We start from the raw sequence: 18,879 nt of genomic DNA on the forward strand, positions 1-18,879 counted from the left end.
AGTAAGAGCCGCTGTTACTCGTTCCTCACTCCTCTGCACTCTTTTCTCCGCTCCCTCAGCCCGAGCAGCGACTGCGCAACCCCAAGGCCCGAGCCACATCGCGCCAGTCGAACGCGCCGACCGCCTGATCGTCGTGGACGGCGTAGAACACGCCGTCGGGGAAACGCACGGAGCCGTTCTGCTGCAACCACACGCCGTCGGTGTTGCCGACGGTCTTGCCGGCGAAGGCGCCGAGGTGGCGCAGGCTGGCGCGGTCGAACACATGGAACACGCTGCGATCCTTGAACTGATCGGTGGCGATCCAGTAACCGCTGCCGTCGTCGCACTGCCACAACGCGATGCCTTCGGCCTGGGCCTTGAACAGGTCCTGGCCGATGGTCTGGCCGCGATAACGGCCGTCGAGACTGTAGTCGCGCACCGCGGTGCCGGTGGCGAGATCTTCCTCGGCGATCAGCAGACGATCGTGGGCGGGATCGCCCCAGATCGACTCGGGCACGCGGATCGCGCCGGCCGCGCTGGTGTCGCCGAACGCGGCGACGTGCCGCGCGACCGGTGTCGCGCCATCGAGTTGCAGGCGATAACGCTGCATGCGCCGGCCGAGTTGTTCCAGCGGCGGCGGAATTTCGTTGCCGTCGGCGTCCTCGCCGGCCATGTAGGCGTCGGTGACGATCACTTCCAGTTGCTGCGGGCCGAGCGCGCGCACCCACAGCCCATACGGCTGTTGCAGTTGCTGCTGGCCGAAACTCATCAGCGCGCGCAGCTGCGGCGCGCGCGTGTCGGCGACCCCGACCGCGCGACTGGCCGCGGCCGGTATCGACAGCGACAGCACCTGCACGCGGCGGTTATCGCGCTCGACCACGAACGCCAGATCACCGAGCACGGCGATGCCGTTGGGCCGGCGGAATTCGCCGAGCGCATCGCCTTCGCGGCCAAAGCGGCCTATCGCGCGACCGTCGTCGCCGTCGTAGATCGTCAGCGCCCCGCCCTGCTTGGCCGTCGCCAGCAGCCACAAGCGGCCGTTCGGCGCGCGCCACACCGCGGGCGAATCGATGTTGTCCCGCGGCGTGGCCGGGGTCACGAAGGCTTCTTCGACCACCTGATGCGCGACGCCGGCCCGCGATAGCAAAGGATCGGCGTCGGCGCGCTCATCGGGCTCGCGCTTGTCGGGCGCGCGCTCGACCAGCGGCGTGGACGGATCCGACGCGCGCGGCGTCTCGGGCGTCGCGCAAGCGGACAGCGCCAGCAACACTGGCACCAGGACGGACATACATACAGTTGAACGCATCGGCGTGCTCGAATTCACAGGAGTCCCCAGCGGCTGTTATAGAACCGTCACATGCATAATTGATGACAGACCGCGCGGCGGCGACCAACGGAAAAGCCATAAAGTGCGCTGGCCGTCATCGTCCTGCCATTGCCCGGACTTACAACGTTCGCCATCTCTTCACCGGCGAACACCATGCGCAGTCCGCGACGTCCCACGCTCCACCATCGCGCACTCAGCGCCGCGCTGCTGGCCGCGCTCGCCGGCCCGGCGCTCGCGATCGATACGCTCGCGCCCGCCGGCCCCGGCGGCGCGAGCGACGCGGCGACCGAGCTCGATCGGGTCACCGTTACCGGCGACATCGCCTATCGCGACCGCAGCGACGCGACCGCGCCGACCCTGAGCTACGGCCTGGACTATTTCCAGCGCTTCGAACCGCTGACCGTGGGCGACATGCTCAAGCGCGTGCCGAGCGTGGGTTTCGTGTCCGACGTGCTCGAATTCGACGGCGCGCGTCTGCGCGGCCTCGACCCGGGCTACACCCAGATCCTGATCAACGGCAAGAAAGTGCCCGGCGCCGGCGGCGATCGGTCGTTCTATGTCGACCGCATTCCGGCCGAACTGGTCGAACGCATCGAAATCATCCGCAGCCCCAGCGCGAATCGCTCCGGCGATGCGGTCGCCGGCGCGCTCAACATCGTCCTGCGCGACGCCTATCAATTCGACGGCGGCTATCTGCGCGCCGGCGCGGCGTATTTCGACGACGGCGAGGTCAAGCCGGTGTTCGGCGCGGTCGGCAGCGGCGATGTCGCCGGCGGCCGCCTGCTCGGCGGCGTCAACGTGCAGGGCCGGCACAACCCCAAGCGCAAGCGCAGCGATCGCTTCGACGCGCCCGGCGGCGATTTCGTCGACCGCGAAGATCAGAGCGACGTGCGCGACGGCACCGACTACTCGGGAAACCTGTCCTACAGCCGCGAGATCGGCACCGGCAAGCTGAGCCTGGACGGGTTCTATGTGCGCACCGATCGCACCGAGACCGAGCATTCGCTGGAGTACAACGACCCCGCCAGCCGCGCGCGCGACAATCTGCTGTCGGTCAACGACCAGAAAGTCGACATCAAGCAGCGCAACGCCACGCTCAATGCGAGCTACGCCTTCGACATGGCCGGCGGCCGCAGCGAAATCGATCTGGGCTATGCGCGCTTCGACGACAAGCGCTTCGACACCGAGCAGGAGATCGGCTACGACGATGAAGACACGCCGCCCTCGTTCGACGGCTTCGAAGGCACCCGCGTCCTCGGCGACACCCGCGACAGCGAGCTCAGCTTCAAGCTTTCGCATACCCGCGCGGTCGGCGCGGCGAAAATGGAATTCGGCGTGGACGGGCTGGACAAGCGCCGCAAGACTTCATTGCGCACCAGCGAGGTCGAAACCGAGGACGAAGGCGAGCCGTTGCCTCCTTACGAGGAGTTCAGCCGCCAGAGCAGCCGCATCGAGGAGCGCCGGATCGATCCGTACCTGATGTTCTCCGGCAAGCACGAACGGATCGACTGGGAAACCGGCCTGCGTTACGAGACCACGCGCTCGAAGATCGTCAGCAGCGCCGAAGACGGCGACGACCGCCGCCGCGACGACAAGGACTACGGCCTGCTGCTGCCGTCGGCGCATCTGCGCTACAACCTGACCGAGCACGATCGGCTTAGCGCATCGCTCGCGCGCACGGTGCGCCGTCCGAATTTCGATCAACTGCTGCCGTTGACCTTGGAAGAGGAATACGGCGACAACGATTTCCTAGGCAATCCCGGGTTGCGCCCGGAAACGGCGTGGGGCCTGGACCTGGGCTATGAGCACCGGCTCGGCAAGCGCGGCGTGGTCGGGATCAATCTGTTCTACCGCAAGGTGCGCGACCTGATCGAAATCGTCGGCACCGGCCGGCCGAGCGCGACCGCGCTGGACGATCACGAGGATGCGATCGACGACTTCCTCGACGAGAATCCGGGCGCCGGCCCGGGCACGCCCGGGTATCCGGTGCTGGACCCGGACAGCTTCGTGTTCACCGCCGCCAACGTCGGCGACGCGCGCGTGTATGGCGCCGAGTTCGATCTGTCGACGCCGCTGACCGCGCTGGGCCTGCCCAACACCGGCGTGTTCCTCAATTACTCGTGGCTGGACAGCGAAGTCGACGACGATTTCGGCCAGCGCCGTTTCAACAACCAGCCCAGCTCGGTGCTCAACGTCGGTTTCATCCAGGACCTGCCGTCGCTGGGCATGTCGTTCGGCGCGAGTTACCGGCGCCAGGGCGATGCTTTTGGGCGCGTGCTCGGCGAGGAGGTGACGACCCATTACGGCGCCGACCTGGAAGCCTTCGTCGAGAAGCGCTTCGGCTCGCGGGTGGCGGTGCGGTTGACGGGTTCGAACCTGTTGAACGCGTCGAAGGATGAGGCGTTCCACAAGTTCAATACGCTGGCGCAGCAGCTGGATCGGGATTACGACGAGTATGAGCGGGAAAGCGAGAAGGCTGGGCGGGTGTATCAGGTGGTTGTGCGGTATGCGTTTTGAGGGATGAGAGAGGACTGAGGATTGAGGGCTGACCTTGAAGCGAAGCTGAGGCTGAGGCTGAGGCTGAGGCTGAGGCGAAAATTGTTACCTTCTTGTTGCTCTCCCTCGTCCCCGCGTCATTTGTGCTCGTCATTCCCGCGAACGCGAGCTCCGCTTTTATTTCGACGGAGCCGAACACCCAATGACTTTGACGCGACCTGCACGAAAGTCGCTGGATTCCCGCGTTCGCGGGAATGACGGTCTTGGGGGTACGCGGGCGAACGACGCAAACCAGTCGCTGCCGCGTCAGGTTGCCCGCTGCGTCAGATCAAGCGCCGACAGAGCTCAATTGCTCGTCATCCCCGCGAAGGCGGGGATCCAGAGACTTCAGAGTCATGCCGCGGTAAAGCCCTGGATCCCCGCCTGCGCGGGGATGACGGCCTCAAACTGGCGTCACGAGCTGAGCGCGCACTTCGGAGCCGACAACAGCGGCGTTTCCAAAATTACACACTCACAACCTTCACGCCCTCACGCCCTCACGCCCTCACGCCTTCACGCCTTCACGCCGGAACCAGATTCGCATACGCCAACACCAGCCACTTGCTGCCGACATCGTCGAAGTTCACCTGCACCCGCGCATGCGCGCCGCTGCCTTCGTAATCGGTGACCGTGCCGGTGCCGAAGCTCGCATGCCGCACCTGCGCGCCCAGCTTGACCGGCGGCGCTTCGATCGCCGCATGGCCGCGGTTGAGGCCACCGCCGTCGCGGCGCGCCCCTGAGTTGTTGTACATCGGCCGCGACACCTGCACCTTCGGTCGCACCTCGTGCAGCAACTGGCTCGGAATCTCGCGCAGGAAGCGCGAAGGCGAGCCGTAGGTCTCCATGCCGTGGATGCGCCGGGTCTCGGCGTAGCTCAGCACCAGTTTTTCGCGCGCACGGGTGATGCCGACATAGGCCAAGCGCCGTTCCTCTTCCAGCCGACCGGACTCCTCGGTCGAACGGCTGCTCGGAAACAGCCCCTCTTCCAGGCCGCCGAGGAACACCAGCGGAAATTCCAGGCCCTTGGCGCTGTGCAAGGTCATCAGCTGCACGCCGTCCTCGCCGGCCTGGGCCTGGCCTTCGCCGGCCTCGAGCGCGGCGTAGCTGAGGAAGGCGATCAGTTCCGGCATCGCCGCGGCTTCGTCTTCGTCGCTGCGGCTGAAGCGCGAGGCGACCGAGACCAGTTCGTCGAGGTTGTCGGTGCGCGAATCGAGCTGTCCGCGCGATTCGTTGGCGTAGTGGTCGCGCAAGCCCGACCGCTGCAGCACATGATCGATCTTCTCCGGCAGCGGCATGTCGACGACATCGCCCTCCAGTGCTTCGATCAAGGCCATGAACCCCGCCAGCGCATTGCGCGCACGCGCGGCGAGCACGTTCTCGGTCGCGACCAGCCGCACCGCGTCCCACAGCGACACCGCCTCGGCGCGCGCGCGTTTGCGCACTTCGTCCAGGGTGCGGTCGCCGATGCCACGGGTCGGCGTGTTGACCGCGCGTTCGAACGCGGCATCGTCGGCGCGATTGGTCAGCAGGCGCAGATAGGCCAGGGTGTCCTTGATTTCGGCGCGCTCGAAGAAGCGCTGGCCGCCGTACACGCGGTACGGCACCTGCTCGGACAACAAGGCTTCTTCGTAGGCGCGCGACTGCGCATTGCTGCGGTAGAGAATCGCCACGTCGCCGTAGCTGCCGCCGTCGCGCACCCACTGGCGCAGACGCTCGATCACGAACCGCGCCTCGTCCATTTCGTTGTAGGCCGCGTACAGGTCGATCGGCTCACCGTGGCCGGTGTCGGTCCACAGCTTCTTGCCCAGGCGGTCGGGGTTGTGGGCGATGACCGCGTTGGCGGCGTCGAGGATGTTGGCGCTGGAACGGTAGTTCTGCTCCAGGCGGATGGTCTGCGCACCGGGGAAATCGCGCAGGAATTTCTGCACGTTCTCGACCTTGGCGCCGCGCCAGCCGTAGATCGCCTGATCGTCGTCGCCGACCACGAACACATGGCCGGTGTCGCCGGCCAGCACGCGCACGAAGGCGTACTGGATCGCGTTGGTGTCCTGGAATTCGTCGACCAAAATCTCGCGGAAGCGGGTCCGGTAATGGGTCAACAGCGCCGGGTTGTCGCGCAGCAATTCATGCGCGCGCAGCAGCAACTCGGCGAAGTCGACCAGACCGGCACGCTCGCAGCGCTCCTGATAGGCCTCGTAGCAACGCAGCATCACGTCGGCCCAGTCGTCGTTGGCCGGCTGGATGTTGCGCGGGCGCCGGCCCTCGTCCTTTTGCGCGTTGATCCACCAGGCGATCTGGCGCGGCGGGAAACGGGTTTCGTCCAGTTCCAGCGCCTGCACCACGCGCTTGACCAGGCGCAGTTGGTCGTCGCTGTCGAGCACCTGGAAGCCTTCGGGCAGCTTGGCCTCCTGCCAGTGCAGGCGCAGCAGACGGTGGGCCAGGCCGTGGAAGGTGCCGATCCACATGCCGCGCGCGCCGCGCGGCAGCTGCGCGTCGACGCGCGCGCGCATCTCGCCGGCGGCCTTGTTCGTAAACGTCACCGCCAGGATGCCGTGGTTGGGCACGCCGAAGACTTCGTTGAGCCAGGCGATGCGATGGGTCAGCACGCGGGTCTTGCCGCTGCCGGCGCCCGCGAGGACCAGATAATGGCCGGCGGGCGCCGAAACGGCTTCACGCTGGGCCGGATTGAGTGCGTCGAGCAAGTGCGATACGTCCATCGCCCCATTGTACCGGCGATGCCGTGGGAACCTTCCCGTCCGATGGAGTTCCAATGCCGATCATGTCCGTCCGCGCCGCAGCCTTGCTGAGTTTGCTCGTTTGCGCAGGCGCCGCGCCGCCGGCGCATGCGGCCGCGGCGATCGCGGTGGCGCAAGCCGCGACTGTCGCCGCCAATCCAGCCGATTCCAGCGCCGAATGGGCGATCCGCGCCGGCGACACCCAGCTGCGGGTGCGCATCGAGAACCCACCCGACGCCGCGCGCGTCGCGCAGTTGCGCCGCTGGATAGGCGAATGCGCGAACGCCGCGCTGACTTCATCAGGCCCGCTCTCATCGGGCCAGCTCTCATCGGGTCGGTTCCCGCTGCGCGACGCGCTGGTGCGCATTCGCCTGGTGCCGCGCCGCGGCCGCGACGCCAGCCCGGTGCCGTGGGGCCAGACCCGCCGCGACGACGGCGTCTCGGTGCTGCTGTACGTGCGCGACGACGCGACCTATCAGGAATTGCGCGACGACTGGACCGCCGTGCACGAGCTTTCGCACCTGATGCATCCCTACCTCGGCGACGACGGCCGCTGGCTGGCCGAGGGCCTGGCCAGCTACTACCAGAACGTGTCGCGCGCGCGCGCCGGCCTGCTCGGCGGCGACGAGGCGTGGCGCCGGATCGAAGCGGGTTTCCAGCGCGGGCGCAAGGTCGGCGCGGGCGCGCGCATGGACCAGATCGGCCGCAGTCGTGGCAGCACCATGCGTGTCTACTGGGCCGGCGCGGCGTTCTGGCTCGACGCCGACCTCGCCCTGCGCCGCGAACAGCGCACCGACCTGGACCGCGTACTCGCGCAGTACGCGCGCTGCTGCCTCGACGGCAATGCGCAGGTCGAACCCGAAGATTTCATCGCCGCGCTCGATCGCGTCGGCGGCAACGGCGTGCTCGCCCGCCTGTACCGGCGTTACGCCGCGATGCAGGACTTTCCCTCGCAGGACGAGGCGTATCGCGCGCTGGGCCTGCAGCGCGCGGACAACGGCGAACTGCGTTTCTCGGACCGGCCCGATGCGCTGCGGTTGCGACGCGCGATCATGGCGCCGCGCCCGCCGCAGCGCGACGAGTGATCGCGCTCACCCTTATCGATCGCATCAAGACCGCACAAACGAAGAGCCCGAGGCGCATGCCCCGGGCTCTTTGATACGACCAATTTGTCGATCCGACCGCTCGCGGGCCGCAACCCGCGTCGCGTTCGTCGCCGCGGCGTCAGTGCGCGCCCTTGCCGGGCTTGGCCACCGTGGTGCTCATCAGCTTGTCGGTCCAGGCGATGCCGATCGCCGAAACGATGAACAGGAAGTGGATCAACGACTGCCACATCACGCCTTCGGAGGTCAGCTCCGAGCAGCGCGCGGTCGCGTTGGCGACGCCGTTCGCGGTGGCCTGGGCCGCCGCCTGCGCCGCGGCGAACGCATCGGGCGTGCCGCACAACGGCAGGCCGAGGCTGCCGGCGCCGATGAAGGTCTTGAGCAGGTGGATCGAGGAGATGCCGATGATCGCCATCGCCAGCTTGACCTTGAGCACGCTCGCATTGACGTGGCTTAGCCATTCGGGCTGATCGGGATGGCCTTCCAGACGCAGGCGCGAAACGAAGGTCTCGTAACCGCCGACGATCACCATCACCAGCAGGTTGGAGATCATCACCACGTCGATCAGACCCAGCACGATCAGCATGATGCCCTGCTCGGTCAGGGTGGTCGCATCATGGACGAGGTGGATCAGTTCCTTGACGAACTGGAACACGTACACGCCCTGGGCGACGATCAGGCCCAGGTACAACGGCAGCTGCAGCCAGCGCGAACTGAAGATCAGGGCCGGCAGGGGGTTGAGTCGGTTGATCTTGGGATCGGTCATGCGGAACTCGTGAATGTGAAGACGGTACAGGCGGCCAAGAGTAGCCGCCCGTGGGTGACATCGCCACGTCGGGGCCACCCGAGGGTTCATCTGCGCGGCGTTTTCGCCGCCGCCGGATGCGCGTGAAGCCCGCCGCGGCGCGGTTTGCGGCACACGCCATTCCATCCGCGCGGCGGCGGCGAGCAGATCGGCGCACTTAAACTCCAGGCTTTCTCGCGGAGCGCATCCCATGATCGACCTGCATTACTGGCCCACGCCCAACGGCCACAAGATCACCTTGTTTCTGGAAGAGGCCAATCAGGCCGGCGCGGCGCTGGAGTATTCGATCAAGCCGGTCGATATCGGCGCGGGCGATCAGTTCAAGCCCGAATTCCTGGCGATTTCGCCGAACAACCGCATGCCCGCGATCGTCGACCATGCGCCGTCGGATGGCGGCGCGGCGATCAGTGTGTTCGAATCCGGCGCGATCTTGCAGTATCTGGCGGCCAAGACCGGCCGCTTCTCGCCCGGCGACGTGCGCGGCCAGGTCGAAGTCAACGAATGGCTGTTCTGGCAGGTCGGCGGTTACGGCCCGATGCTCGGCCAGAATCACCATTTCACCCGCTATGCGCCCGAGCAGGTGCCGTACGCGATCGACCGCTATCAGCGCGAGACCGAGCGCCTGTACGGCGTGCTCGACCGGCGCCTGGCCGGGCGCGAGTTCATCGCCGCCGATACACTCAGCATCGCCGATTTCGCCTGCCACCCCTGGGCCCACGAACACGCATGGCACCATGTCGACCTCGCCCGCTATCCGAACGTGCAGCGCTGGCACGACGAACTGGCCGCGCGCCCGGCCTTCCAGCGGGCCTACGAAATGGGCAAGGTGTACCGCGCCGACAAGACCATGACCGATGAAATGCGCCGCCATCTGTTCGGCTCGCCGGCGCAGCCCACCTGATGCCTCACCCGCAGCACGTCCCGGACCGATCGCCCTGATGAAGACCACCCGCCTTGCCTTGTGCCTGCTCGCCATGTCGCTGACCACCCCCGCCTTCGCTGCTCCGGCCGCGCCGGTCGCCGGCCGCCTGACGCTCGAAGCGCTCACCGGCGACGCGCCGCTGTCCGGCCCCAGTCTGGTCAAGCCGAAGATCGCGCCGGACGGCAGCCGGGTCGGTTTCCTGCGCGGCAAGGCCCGCGACAAGAACCGCCTGGACCTGTGGGCCTACGACATCGCCAGCGGCAAGACCACGCTGCTGGTCGATTCCGACGACGTGCTGCCGGGCGCGGAAGTGCTCAGCGACGCCGAGAAGGCGCGCCGCGAACGCCAGCGCATCGCCGCGCTGTCGGGCATCGTCGACTACCAGTGGTCGCCCGACGGCAAGCGCCTGCTGTTTCCGCTCGGCGGCGAGTTGTATCTGTACGACCTGGCCAAGACCGGCAAGGCCGCGGTGCGCAAGCTCACCCACGGCGAAGGCTTCGCCACCGATCCCAAGCTGTCGCCGAAGGGCGGTTTCGTCAGCTTCGTGCGCGACCGCAACCTGTGGGTGATCGACCTCGCCGATGGCAAGGCGACCCAGCTTACGAAGGACGGCAGCGACACCATCGGCAACGGCGTGGCCGAATTCGTCGCCGACGAGGAGATGGACCGCCACACCGGTTATTGGTGGGCGCCCGACGATTCGGCGATCGCGTTCGCGCGCATCGACGAATCGCCGGTCCCGGTGCAGAAGCGCTACGAGGTCTATCCCGATCGCACCGATGTGGTCGAGCAGCGCTATCCGGCCGCGGGCGATGCCAACGTGCGCGTGCGCCTGCTGGTCGCGCGCATCGGCGCACAGGCCGCCGCGCCGAGCGAAATCGATCTGGGCAAGGAACAGGACATTTACCTGGCGCGCGTGGATTGGCGCGATGCCGACCGCGTGACCTTCCAGCGCCAGTCGCGCGACCAGCACAAGCTCGAGCTGATCGAAGCCGATCTGCGCAGCGGCAAGCAACGCACGCTGATTACCGAAACCTCCAAGACCTGGGTGCCGCTGCACAACGATCTGCGCTTTCTCAAGGACGATCGCATCCTTTGGAACAGCGAGCGCAGCGGTTACGAGCATCTGTATCTGCTGTCGGCCGATGGCAAGCAGGCCAAGGCGCTGACCTCGGGCGAGTGGCCGGTGGACAGCGTGCTCGCGGTCGATGAAGACGCCGGCCAGCTGTACTTCGCCGCGGGCAAGGATTCGCCGATGGATTCGCAGGTCTATCGCGTGCCGCTTAGCGGCGGCGCGATCGAGCGCATCAGCAAGGCCGACGGCTATCACAGCCCGAGCTTCGCTCTCAACGCCAGCGTGTTCGTCGATGCCTGGTCGAACCCGACCACGCCGCCGCAACTGGAGCTGTATCGCAACGACGGCACCCGCATCGCCGCGTTGATCGCCAACGATCTCGACGACGCCAAGCATCCGTTCGCGCCGTACCGCGCCGCGCAGCGGCCGATCGAGTACGGGCAGCTCACCGCCGCCGACGGCAAGACCGCGCTGCACTACAGTCTGATCAAGCCCAGCGGATTCGACGCAAGCAAGCGCTATCCGGTGGTGGTCAACGTGTACGGCGGCCCGGCCTCGCAGACGGTCAAGCGGGTGTGGGCGCCGGATTTCAATCAGTACCTCGCCCAGCACGGCTATGTGGTGTTCTCGGTCGATAACCGCGGCACGCCGCGGCGCGGCGCGGCGTTCGGTGGCGCGCTGTATCGCAAGCAGGGCACGGTCGAAGTCGCTGATCAGCTCAAGGGTGTGGATTGGTTGAAGTCGCAGCCGTGGGTCGATGGCGACAAGATCGGCGTGTACGGCTGGTCGAACGGCGGTTACATGACCTTGATGCTGCTGGCGAAGGCCAGCAACGCCTATGCCTGCGGCGTTGCTGGCGCGCCGGTCACCGATTGGGGCCTGTACGACAGCCATTACACCGAACGCTACATGGGCCTGCCGAAGAACAATCCCGATGGCTATCGCGAAGGCCGCGTGCTTGAGCATCTGGACGGATTGACCTCCAAGCTGCTGCTGATCCACGGCATGGCCGACGACAACGTGCTGTTCACCAATTCCACCGTGCTGATGAGTGCCTTGCAGCAGCGCGGGCAGCCGTTCGAGTTGATGACCTATCCCGGCGCGAAGCATGGTCTGCGCGGGCGCGACAATCTGCATCGGTTTCGCTTGACCGAGGATTTCTTTGATCGGTGCCTGAAGCGCTGAGGTCACGCTTGCGGCCCTCACCCCAACCCTCTCCCGCAAGCGGGAGAGGGAGACAAGCAGCTTCGAACTGAGCCCCTCTCCCGCTTGCGGGAGAGGGGTTGGGGTGAGGGCAGCTCTGGCCCCCTGCCAACCCCACATGACCTTCGGCGCTTGGCCTAAACCCCAGTCAAGCCGATGCTGGAGCCCTTCACTCCACCCGGGTCACCTCATGAAGCCGCTCGTTCTCGCCGTCGCCCTGGCGCTGTCCGCGCCCGTCCTGGTTCTGTCCGTCGCGCCCGCACACGCCGCCGACGCAGCCAAATCCGATGCAAAGGCCAAGGCGCCCGCCGCCAAACCGTCGCCGGCCTGGGTCGAAACGAGCAACCGCTACACCCAGATCCTGATCAAGGCCCAGGCCGATTTCGCTCCGGAAGGCTTTTCCTTCTTCGGCATTCCCGGCTACGACGACAAGGTCACCGACCTCAAGCCGCAGGTGAACCAGCGCTTCCGCGCCGCCATGGTCAAGGCCAAGAGCGAGCTGAGCGAGAAGCTGCAGGTCGAACGCGATCCCAACGTGCGCCAGGACCTGGAAATCCTGATCGGCGCGATCGACGACAACGTCGAGGGCAACGAACTCAACGAACGCCTGATGCTGCCGTGGTTCGACGCGCCGCAGACGGTGTTCTCCGGCATCAACGGCCTGCTCTCCGACCAGACCCCACCCGAACGCCGCGCCCAGGCGCTCGCGCGCCTGCAAGCCTATGTCGGCCTGACCCCGGGCAGCGAACCGCTGACCGCCCTCGCCCGCCAGCGCTACGAAGAACGCCTGGCCGCCGATTCCAGTCTGCTGCAGCCGACCAAGCTCGAAGTCGATCAGGCCCTGGGCAACGTCGACACCTACGTCGCCGGCATCCGCAAGCTGTTCGACAAGTACAAGATCCAGGGCGCCGAGCCGGCGCTCAAGGCGATGGAAACCCAGTTGCGCGAGTACGGCCAGTGGACCCGCAGCGCGGTGCTGCCCAAGGCGCGCAGCGACGCACGCCTGCCGCCGGAGTTGTATGCGTATCAGCTCAAGCAGTACGGCATCGACATCGATCCGCAGTTGCTGATGCGCCGCGCCCAGGTCGAATTCATGGAAACCCGCGCGGCGATGCGTCAGCTCGCGCCGCTGGTCGCCCAGGCCAAGGGCCTGAAGGTCGCCGATCCGCACGATTACGTCGCGGTGATCCGCGCGCTCAAGCAAGACACCATTCCCAACGACCAGCTCGAACCGCGCTACCGCAAGGTGATCGACGCGATCGATCCGATCATCCGCAAGGAACAGATCGTCGACGTGCCGCAGCGGCCGATGGTGATGCGCCTGGGCAGCGACGCCGAATCGGCCTCGCAGCCGGCGCCGCACTTCCTGCCCGCGCCGTTGGTCGGCAACACCGGCCAGCAAGGCCAGTTCGTGCTGCCGGTGGCGGTTCCCAATCCGTCCGGCAAGACCCTGCACTACGACGACTTCAACTACGAATCGGCGGCGTGGACCTTGTCGGCGCACGAAGGCCGCCCGGGTCACGAACTGCAGTTCACCGCGATGGTCGAGCGCGGCATTTCGCTGGCGCGCTCGATGTTCGCGTTCAACTCGGTCAACGTCGAAGGCTGGGCGCTGTACGCCGAAGCCGAGATGGTGCCGTACGAACCGCTCGACGGGCAGTTGATCGCATTGCAGTTCCGCCTGCTGCGCGCCTCGCGCGCGATACTCGACCCGATGCTCAACCTCGGCCTGACCGACCGCGCCAGCGCCGGCAAGCTGCTGCAGGAGCAGGTCGGTTTCTCCGAGGCGATGACCAAGCAGGAACTCGATCGCTACATGTTCAACGCCCCGGGCCAGGCTGGCAGCTATTTCTATGGCTACAGCCGCATTCTCGAATTGCGCATGCAGACCGAGCTGGCCACCGGCGATCGCTTCGACCGTTTGAAGTTCAACAACTTCCTGCTCGATCAGGGGCTGTTGCCGCCGGCGTTGTTGGCCAAGGCGGTGCAGGAGAACTTCGCGCCGGCGCAGAAGAAGGCCAAGCGCTGATACCTAAACGGAAATTCGTGTTTCGATTTGCGCGTGAAACTTGAAATTACCGTTGCTGTTGCCGTTGCTGTTGTCATTGCTCTGGCTTGGCTCGAGCTCGAAGTCAGGCTCCACCACCAGCGCTGCGAGTCTCGTAACTCGCGTTAGCAACAGGACACCCGAAGGGCGGCGCACATGGATGTGCGCCGCGCGCCACCGGGACAGGATGTCCCGTGTGGCGCGTGCCCGCGTCGGCACCGAAAGCGCGGGCTTTTGACTCACAACAAAGCATTTTTCTTTGGTTACCTTTCTTTTGTTGCTTTAGACAAAAGAAAGTAACCCGCCGCTTCAGCGGCGGAAGCTTTTGATCCTGCTTGCAGCTTCTAAAGCTTTGAAGCTCTATAGCCTTTGAGGCAACAGCAACAGCTTTCGTCCGCAAGCGGCCGAGTTACTTTCTTTTGTCAAAAGCGACAAAAGAAAGGTAACCAAAGAAAAACGCTTTTCTTTGAGTCAAGTGCCCGCAAATGCGGAGCATACGCGGGCATGCACCACACGAGACATCCTGTCTCGGTGGCGCACGGCGCACATCCATGTGCGCCGCCCTTCGGGTGTCCTCTTGTTCTCGCGAGCTACAAGCTTCGCAGCGCTGGAAGGTAGGCGCGACCTCAAGCAAAAGCCGCATGGCTTACCTGTAGGAGCGACGCAAGTCGCGACCACGAAAATACAACTGCCGCGCAGATTGCGAGGTTGTCGCGATGACGCAGTCGCGACTCACGTCACCGCGACAAAAAAATCGGCTGCATCAAGCAGTTGATAACGACACGGCACCAACAAAAAGCCCGCGAAACCGCGGCCTTTTTGTCATCCTCGAAAAACATCGCCTCATCAATACACCAACGACCAACTCATCGTCTTCAACGCGAACACGAACCACACCATCGCCACGCAAGCCACCGCGATCGCCACCGCGCATACCCGCCGCAGACGCTGCATCGGCCCGCGCCAAGCCGCGCGCGCGTTGAGGCAGGCTACGATCGCGATCGGCACGCACAGCAACCCCAGCAACTGGGCAAGACGAATCCAACCGTCCAGGCCGCCGTCGAGCGCGCGCACGGACGCCTCGGCGCGGGCGAGCACCCACCACCACAAACCGGCCAACAACAGGTTCGAGATCACACCGAACATCGTCAGCAGACGCAGATCGCGCTCGCGGCCGTCCAGACGCAGACGACGCTGCGTCTGGTAGCGCACGATCGCCGCGATCGGCCACAGACACAACGCCAGCGCCTGCACGCCCAGGGTCGCGAACAACAGCGGCAACATCCAGCCAGGCGAACGCCAGCTAGGCACCGGCTGCAGCCACATCGCCGCCGGCACGTCGTCGCTGCTGATCGCGACCACCTCGGTGCCGCTCATCTTCGCCGCGAGCCGGCTGTCGCCGTCGACTTCGCGCCACACATACGGCTCGATCTCGCGCCAACGCTTGATCCGGCCGTCGCGGCCGCGCAGCGACGACACACTGACGGTGTCGTCGTCGTTCAAGACCACCGTCGCGCTGCCGAACAGGCGCGCCATCACCAGGAAATTGCTGGCCGAGCCGCGGCTGTTCTCGTAACGCCCGCGCAACTGCTCGCCGTGCAGATGCGCGGTCGGCAGGGTTGGCATGTCGGCGGCCGGGCTGGGGTAATAACGCCGGATCACGGCTTCGACCAGATCGCGATGCAGCGCGCGCCCGGCGCGGGCCGGGCCGTCGGCGGATACGAACACGCCGAGTCGATGCATCGGCAACAGCATCAGGCTGCTCTGGAACGCTTCGGTGGCGCCGCCGTGGCCGATCACCACCGGGCCGCGACCGTCGCGACGGAAAAAGCCAAGCGTCATCGCATCCAGGCCCGGGATCGGCCGCAGCGCGGTCGCCTGCATCGATTGCAGGGTGTGCGGCTGCAGGATCGCATCGCCACCGTAGCGGCCCTGGTCGAGTTGGGCGAGCATGAAATGCGCCATGTCCTCGCCGGTGCTCGACAGGCTGCCGGCCGGCGCGGGATTGACCAGTTCGAACGGCACCGGCGCGGCGCCGGCGGCGACGTAGCCCTGCGCCATGTCGCCGGCCAAGCCCTTCGGCAAGGGCTGGCGGAAACTCGAACGGTGCATGCGCAGCGGTTCGAACAAATGCTCTTCGACGTAGTCGTCGAACGGCTGGCCGGCGACGCGCTCGACGATATAGCCGGCCAGCGCCGCGCCGTAGTTCGAATACGCCGGCACCGTGCCGGGCGCGTAGATGCGCCGCGGCTGCACCGCCTTGAGGTAGTCGCCGAGCTTGAGCAGGCGCGAGGGATCGGCGGCGAACAGGTGCTTGCTCGATTCCTCGAAGCCGGCGCTGTGGGTCATCAGATGGCGCAGGGTGATCGGCTGGCCGTAGTAGTCGCGGATCTTGAAATCCAGATAGCCGTTGACGTCCGCATCCAGGTCGAGCTTGCTGCGCTCGACCAGTTGCATCACCGCGGTCCAGGTGAACAGCTTGGAGATCGACCCCGGCCGCAGCAGCGTGCGCGCCGGGTCCATCGGCTTGCGCCGCTCCACGTCGGCGTAGCCGTAGCCCTTGGACAGCAGCAGCTGGCCGTCCTTGACCACCACCACGACCGCGCCGGCCAGACCGCCGCGCGCGATCGCCTGCGGCACCAGGCCGTCGACATAGGCTTCCAGATCGGCCGCGCCGAGTTGCGGGATCGGCGCGGCGCCGACGGCTTCGACCAGGATCGCGCCGGGCGCGCCGGCTGCGTTCGGGTCGGCAGCGAGGTCGGATACAACGACGGGGGCCAGGGGCGGCAGCGCTTCGATCCTCGCCGGGTCGGACGCGGGCAAGGGGTCGGCCGAGGCTGGAGACGCGGTGGGGTCGGTGTCGGTCAGGACGACCGTGGGCCCGAGTTGCGATGCGGGCGGTTGCGGCGGCGGCGATGACGCGGGGCGCGCAGTCGGGAGATTCGCTGTCGCGATCGGCATGGGTGCGGGTTTCGCAGCGACTGCGCCAGCGGGCGGCGCGTTCGGCGCGGCGGGTCTTGACGAGGGTTCGCTTGGTTCCGGCTTGCGCGCGGGCGCGGCCGACGAAGTCGGTGTGGGCGCGGTGGTGACTGGCTTCGATGGCTTGCGTGGGGACGGCGAAGGCGCAGGTCGGGTCGCGCCCGCCGCGGCGTTCGCGGGCACGCGAGGCGCGGGCACGGCGCGCGACGGGGCGGCGCTCCGGGCCGGCGTGGTCTCGACGCGGCTCGGCGCGGCGGCACCGGGCGCGGGGATCTGCACGCCCGCGGGCGGCGCGACCCTCGGGGTGGCGGCGGCGCGCGCGATCGCCGCGGCCGGCGATTCGCGTTCCTGCGGCGGCGGCGGCCGCAGCGGCTCGCTCAGTGTCGGGCTCAGTGTCGGGCTCAGTGTCGGGCTCGGTGTCGGGCTCGGCGGCGGGCTCGGCGGCGGCGCGGCCGGCGGCGCGGGCGCTGGGCGCAGCGGCAAGGCGGTGGTGGTGGCGGGAAACGCCGACGCCGACGCCGGCGGGCGAGGGTCGGCGGGGCGGCTCGATGGGGCGGCTGCGGCCGGCGGCGCCTGCTGCGCCGTAGCCGATCCGGCCGCGAGCCACACCGCGCCCACGACACCCGCCGCACCGATGGCGCGCATCCAACGTTTGGACTTCATGGTTCCCCCGACCCCTTGCGCCCCGAGCCGCGCGAGCGCGTTCAGGACGCGGCCGCGGGCGATGCCGACCCCGCGTCGGCGCGCAGAGTGTAAGCGCGGAAACCGCTGAATTCAGGGCGAATTCGCGCTATCCGCGCAGGCGGTGGCGATGCTGTGGCGGAGCATGTCGATGGGGATCACAACGACGTGCACTCAGTATGTTTATTGGCATATAAATAGCGCCATGTCCGTCGTGGATGCAGGTGGATACGGCGAGCGAACGTCGTCACCGCTCGCACCGTGCTCGTCGTAATCGGAACGGCAAGCGCTCTGGCCGGCGGTGCCGCGCCGGAGACTTCGCCGCGACCGCGGGCGATCGCGTAAACGTTCAGCCGGTGCGAGCAGCGCAACCGCCTTCGACACCCGCGAAAACGGTTCGCGGAGGAAACCTCAACCTCGACCGCGCCATCCGACCCCCGACGTCTCGTCCCACCGCCACCGCCTCATCCACCCAACCCCAGCCCTCCATCCCACCCCCGCCTCACCTTCCAAACCACCGCCCAAACCACCGCCGACCGTCGACCCCATCGCAAAACCGCGCTTCGACCGCCCGCTCCCGCTCAAGACCCGTCCGCTTTCCAAACCGCCAAACGTATTTCTCAAGATGAACATCCCGCCGGGTATTGCGCTTGGCAAGGCAGGGGCGGCCGCCTAGAGTCGCCGTGAACCCTCTCGGCCGCCTCCATGCCCGCCAAGCGCAGCAAGCACCTCACCTCCGCCGCGCCGACCACCACCCACAACCCGGGCGTGGCGCTGCGCGCGCTGCGCCGTCAGCGCGGCTGGACCCTGGCCGAGATCGGCGCGCGCACCGGCCTGCCGATTTCGACCCTGTCCAAGATCGAGAACGGCAAGATGTCGCTGAGCTTCGACAAGCTCACCCGCATCGCCCAGGGGCTGGAAGTCGATATCGGCGAACTGTTCTCCTCGCAGTCGCCGGTCGGCAACGAGACCTTCAGCGGACGCCGCAGCATCACCCGCGCCGGCGAGGGCTATGCGATCCGCACCGAGCATTACGATCACCTGTACCCGGCCTCGGAGCTGCTCAACAAGCGGCTGGTGCCGATCATCGCCGAGGTCCACGCGCGCTCGCTGGAGGAGTTCGGCGAACTGATCCGCCACAGCGGCGAGGAATTCGCGCTGGTGCTGGAGGGCGTGATCGAACTGCACAGCGAATTGTATGCGCCGACGCGGCTGGAGGCCGGCGACTCGATCTATTTCGACAGCGCGATGGGCCATGCCTACATCGCCGCCGCGCCTGGCCCCTGCCGCGTGCTCGCGGTGTGCTCGGGCGGCGAGTCGCATCTGCGCGAGGCGATGCTGCGCCAGAACGGCGCCGAGGCCGCTCGCTCAACGGCCGGCCGCGGCGCGAAGAAACCGCGCACCGACGAGGCCTGAGTCGCCGCGCCTGGCACAAATCCCTGCGCGGCGGAACGCGCCGCGCAAGCGCCGTTGGCCCCTCATTGCCGA

Annotated in this window: 11 protein-coding genes; 7 read left to right on the top strand and 4 right to left on the bottom strand. The window is 67.0% G+C overall.

Translation table 11 applies throughout. The annotated features are described in order from the left end of the window. Nucleotides 1–55 precede the first annotated feature (55 nt). Nucleotides 56–1,267 carry a phytase gene (locus tag AC3A4T_RS17840; RefSeq protein ID WP_487676594.1) on the bottom strand — a complete coding sequence of 404 codons (1,212 nt, stop codon included), beginning with the start codon at nucleotides 1,265–1,267 and terminating at the stop codon, nucleotides 56–58. A gap of 192 nt (nucleotides 1,268–1,459) precedes the next feature. On the opposite strand from AC3A4T_RS17840, the gene AC3A4T_RS17845 reads away from it, so the two are divergent. Next, the gene (locus AC3A4T_RS17845; RefSeq protein ID WP_487676595.1) at nucleotides 1,460–3,823 is read left to right on the top strand and encodes a TonB-dependent receptor plug domain-containing protein; all 2,364 of its coding nucleotides are present in this window, start codon (nucleotides 1,460–1,462) and stop codon (nucleotides 3,821–3,823) included. Between the two features lie 539 nt (nucleotides 3,824–4,362). Here AC3A4T_RS17845 and uvrD read toward each other — a convergent pair. After that, nucleotides 4,363–6,558, bottom strand: a complete 2,196-nt coding sequence (gene uvrD / locus AC3A4T_RS17850; RefSeq protein ID WP_487676596.1) for a DNA helicase II — start codon at nucleotides 6,556–6,558, stop codon at nucleotides 4,363–4,365. 53 nt (nucleotides 6,559–6,611) lie between these two features. On the opposite strand from uvrD, the gene AC3A4T_RS17855 reads away from it, so the two are divergent. Then, complete coding sequence (locus AC3A4T_RS17855; protein ID WP_487676597.1) at nucleotides 6,612–7,661, top strand: hypothetical protein; 1,050 nt, start codon at nucleotides 6,612–6,614, stop codon at nucleotides 7,659–7,661. Between the two features lie 139 nt (nucleotides 7,662–7,800). Here the strand turns inward: AC3A4T_RS17855 and AC3A4T_RS17860 are convergent, their stop codons facing one another. Next, entirely contained in the window at nucleotides 7,801–8,445 is a 645-nt protein-coding gene (locus AC3A4T_RS17860) for a TIGR00645 family protein (RefSeq protein ID WP_487676598.1), read from the bottom strand. A gap of 229 nt (nucleotides 8,446–8,674) precedes the next feature. Here AC3A4T_RS17860 and AC3A4T_RS17865 point away from each other — a divergent pair, with 229 nt between their 5' ends. From AC3A4T_RS17865 to AC3A4T_RS17875, 3 genes are all read left to right on the top strand, one after another. Further along, nucleotides 8,675–9,385: a glutathione binding-like protein gene (locus AC3A4T_RS17865; RefSeq protein WP_487676599.1), complete on the top strand. Its 711-nt coding sequence runs from the start codon at nucleotides 8,675–8,677 to the stop codon at nucleotides 9,383–9,385. A 73-nt stretch (nucleotides 9,386–9,458) separates the two neighbouring features. Beyond that, nucleotides 9,459–11,666: a S9 family peptidase gene (locus AC3A4T_RS17870; RefSeq protein ID WP_487676865.1), complete on the top strand. Its 2,208-nt coding sequence runs from the start codon at nucleotides 9,459–9,461 to the stop codon at nucleotides 11,664–11,666. Nucleotides 11,667–11,874: 208 nt separating this feature from the next. Then, a complete protein-coding gene (locus AC3A4T_RS17875) occupies nucleotides 11,875–13,713 on the top strand; it encodes a DUF885 domain-containing protein (protein WP_487676600.1) in 1,839 nt (612 codons plus the stop codon). 864 nt (nucleotides 13,714–14,577) lie between these two features. Here AC3A4T_RS17875 and AC3A4T_RS17880 read toward each other — a convergent pair. Then, nucleotides 14,578–16,554 carry a serine hydrolase domain-containing protein gene (locus tag AC3A4T_RS17880; protein ID WP_487676601.1) on the bottom strand — a complete coding sequence of 659 codons (1,977 nt, stop codon included), beginning with the start codon at nucleotides 16,552–16,554 and terminating at the stop codon, nucleotides 14,578–14,580. Between the two features lie 136 nt (nucleotides 16,555–16,690). Between AC3A4T_RS17880 and AC3A4T_RS17885 the strand changes: the two genes are divergently transcribed. After that, nucleotides 16,691–17,482, top strand: coding sequence for a hypothetical protein (locus tag AC3A4T_RS17885; RefSeq protein ID WP_487676602.1), 792 nt, complete (start codon nucleotides 16,691–16,693; stop codon nucleotides 17,480–17,482). Between the two features lie 614 nt (nucleotides 17,483–18,096). Then, nucleotides 18,097–18,807, top strand: a complete 711-nt coding sequence (locus tag AC3A4T_RS17890; protein ID WP_487676603.1) for a helix-turn-helix domain-containing protein — start codon at nucleotides 18,097–18,099, stop codon at nucleotides 18,805–18,807. The last annotated feature ends 72 nt before the right edge of the window (nucleotides 18,808–18,879 follow it).

The organism is Lysobacter sp. Soil_N_51 (assembly GCF_057655755.1).

Bases quoted from the DNA above. Each gene is read 5' to 3' on its own strand.
- AC3A4T_RS17840 (WP_487676594.1), bottom strand. From the start codon at position 1,267: ATGTCCGTCCTGGTGCCAGTGTTGCTGGCGCTGTCCGCTTGCGCGACG.
- AC3A4T_RS17845 (WP_487676595.1), top strand. From the start codon at position 1,460: ATGCGCAGTCCGCGACGTCCCACGCTCCACCATCGCGCACTCAGCGCC.
- uvrD (WP_487676596.1), bottom strand. From the start codon at position 6,558: ATGGACGTATCGCACTTGCTCGACGCACTCAATCCGGCCCAGCGTGAA.
- AC3A4T_RS17855 (WP_487676597.1), top strand. From the start codon at position 6,612: ATGCCGATCATGTCCGTCCGCGCCGCAGCCTTGCTGAGTTTGCTCGTT.
- AC3A4T_RS17860 (WP_487676598.1), bottom strand. From the start codon at position 8,445: ATGACCGATCCCAAGATCAACCGACTCAACCCCCTGCCGGCCCTGATC.
- AC3A4T_RS17865 (WP_487676599.1), top strand. From the start codon at position 8,675: ATGATCGACCTGCATTACTGGCCCACGCCCAACGGCCACAAGATCACC.
- AC3A4T_RS17870 (WP_487676865.1), top strand. From the start codon at position 9,459: ATGTCGCTGACCACCCCCGCCTTCGCTGCTCCGGCCGCGCCGGTCGCC.
- AC3A4T_RS17875 (WP_487676600.1), top strand. From the start codon at position 11,875: ATGAAGCCGCTCGTTCTCGCCGTCGCCCTGGCGCTGTCCGCGCCCGTC.
- AC3A4T_RS17885 (WP_487676602.1), top strand. From the start codon at position 16,691: ATGGGTGCGGGTTTCGCAGCGACTGCGCCAGCGGGCGGCGCGTTCGGC.
- AC3A4T_RS17890 (WP_487676603.1), top strand. From the start codon at position 18,097: ATGCCCGCCAAGCGCAGCAAGCACCTCACCTCCGCCGCGCCGACCACC.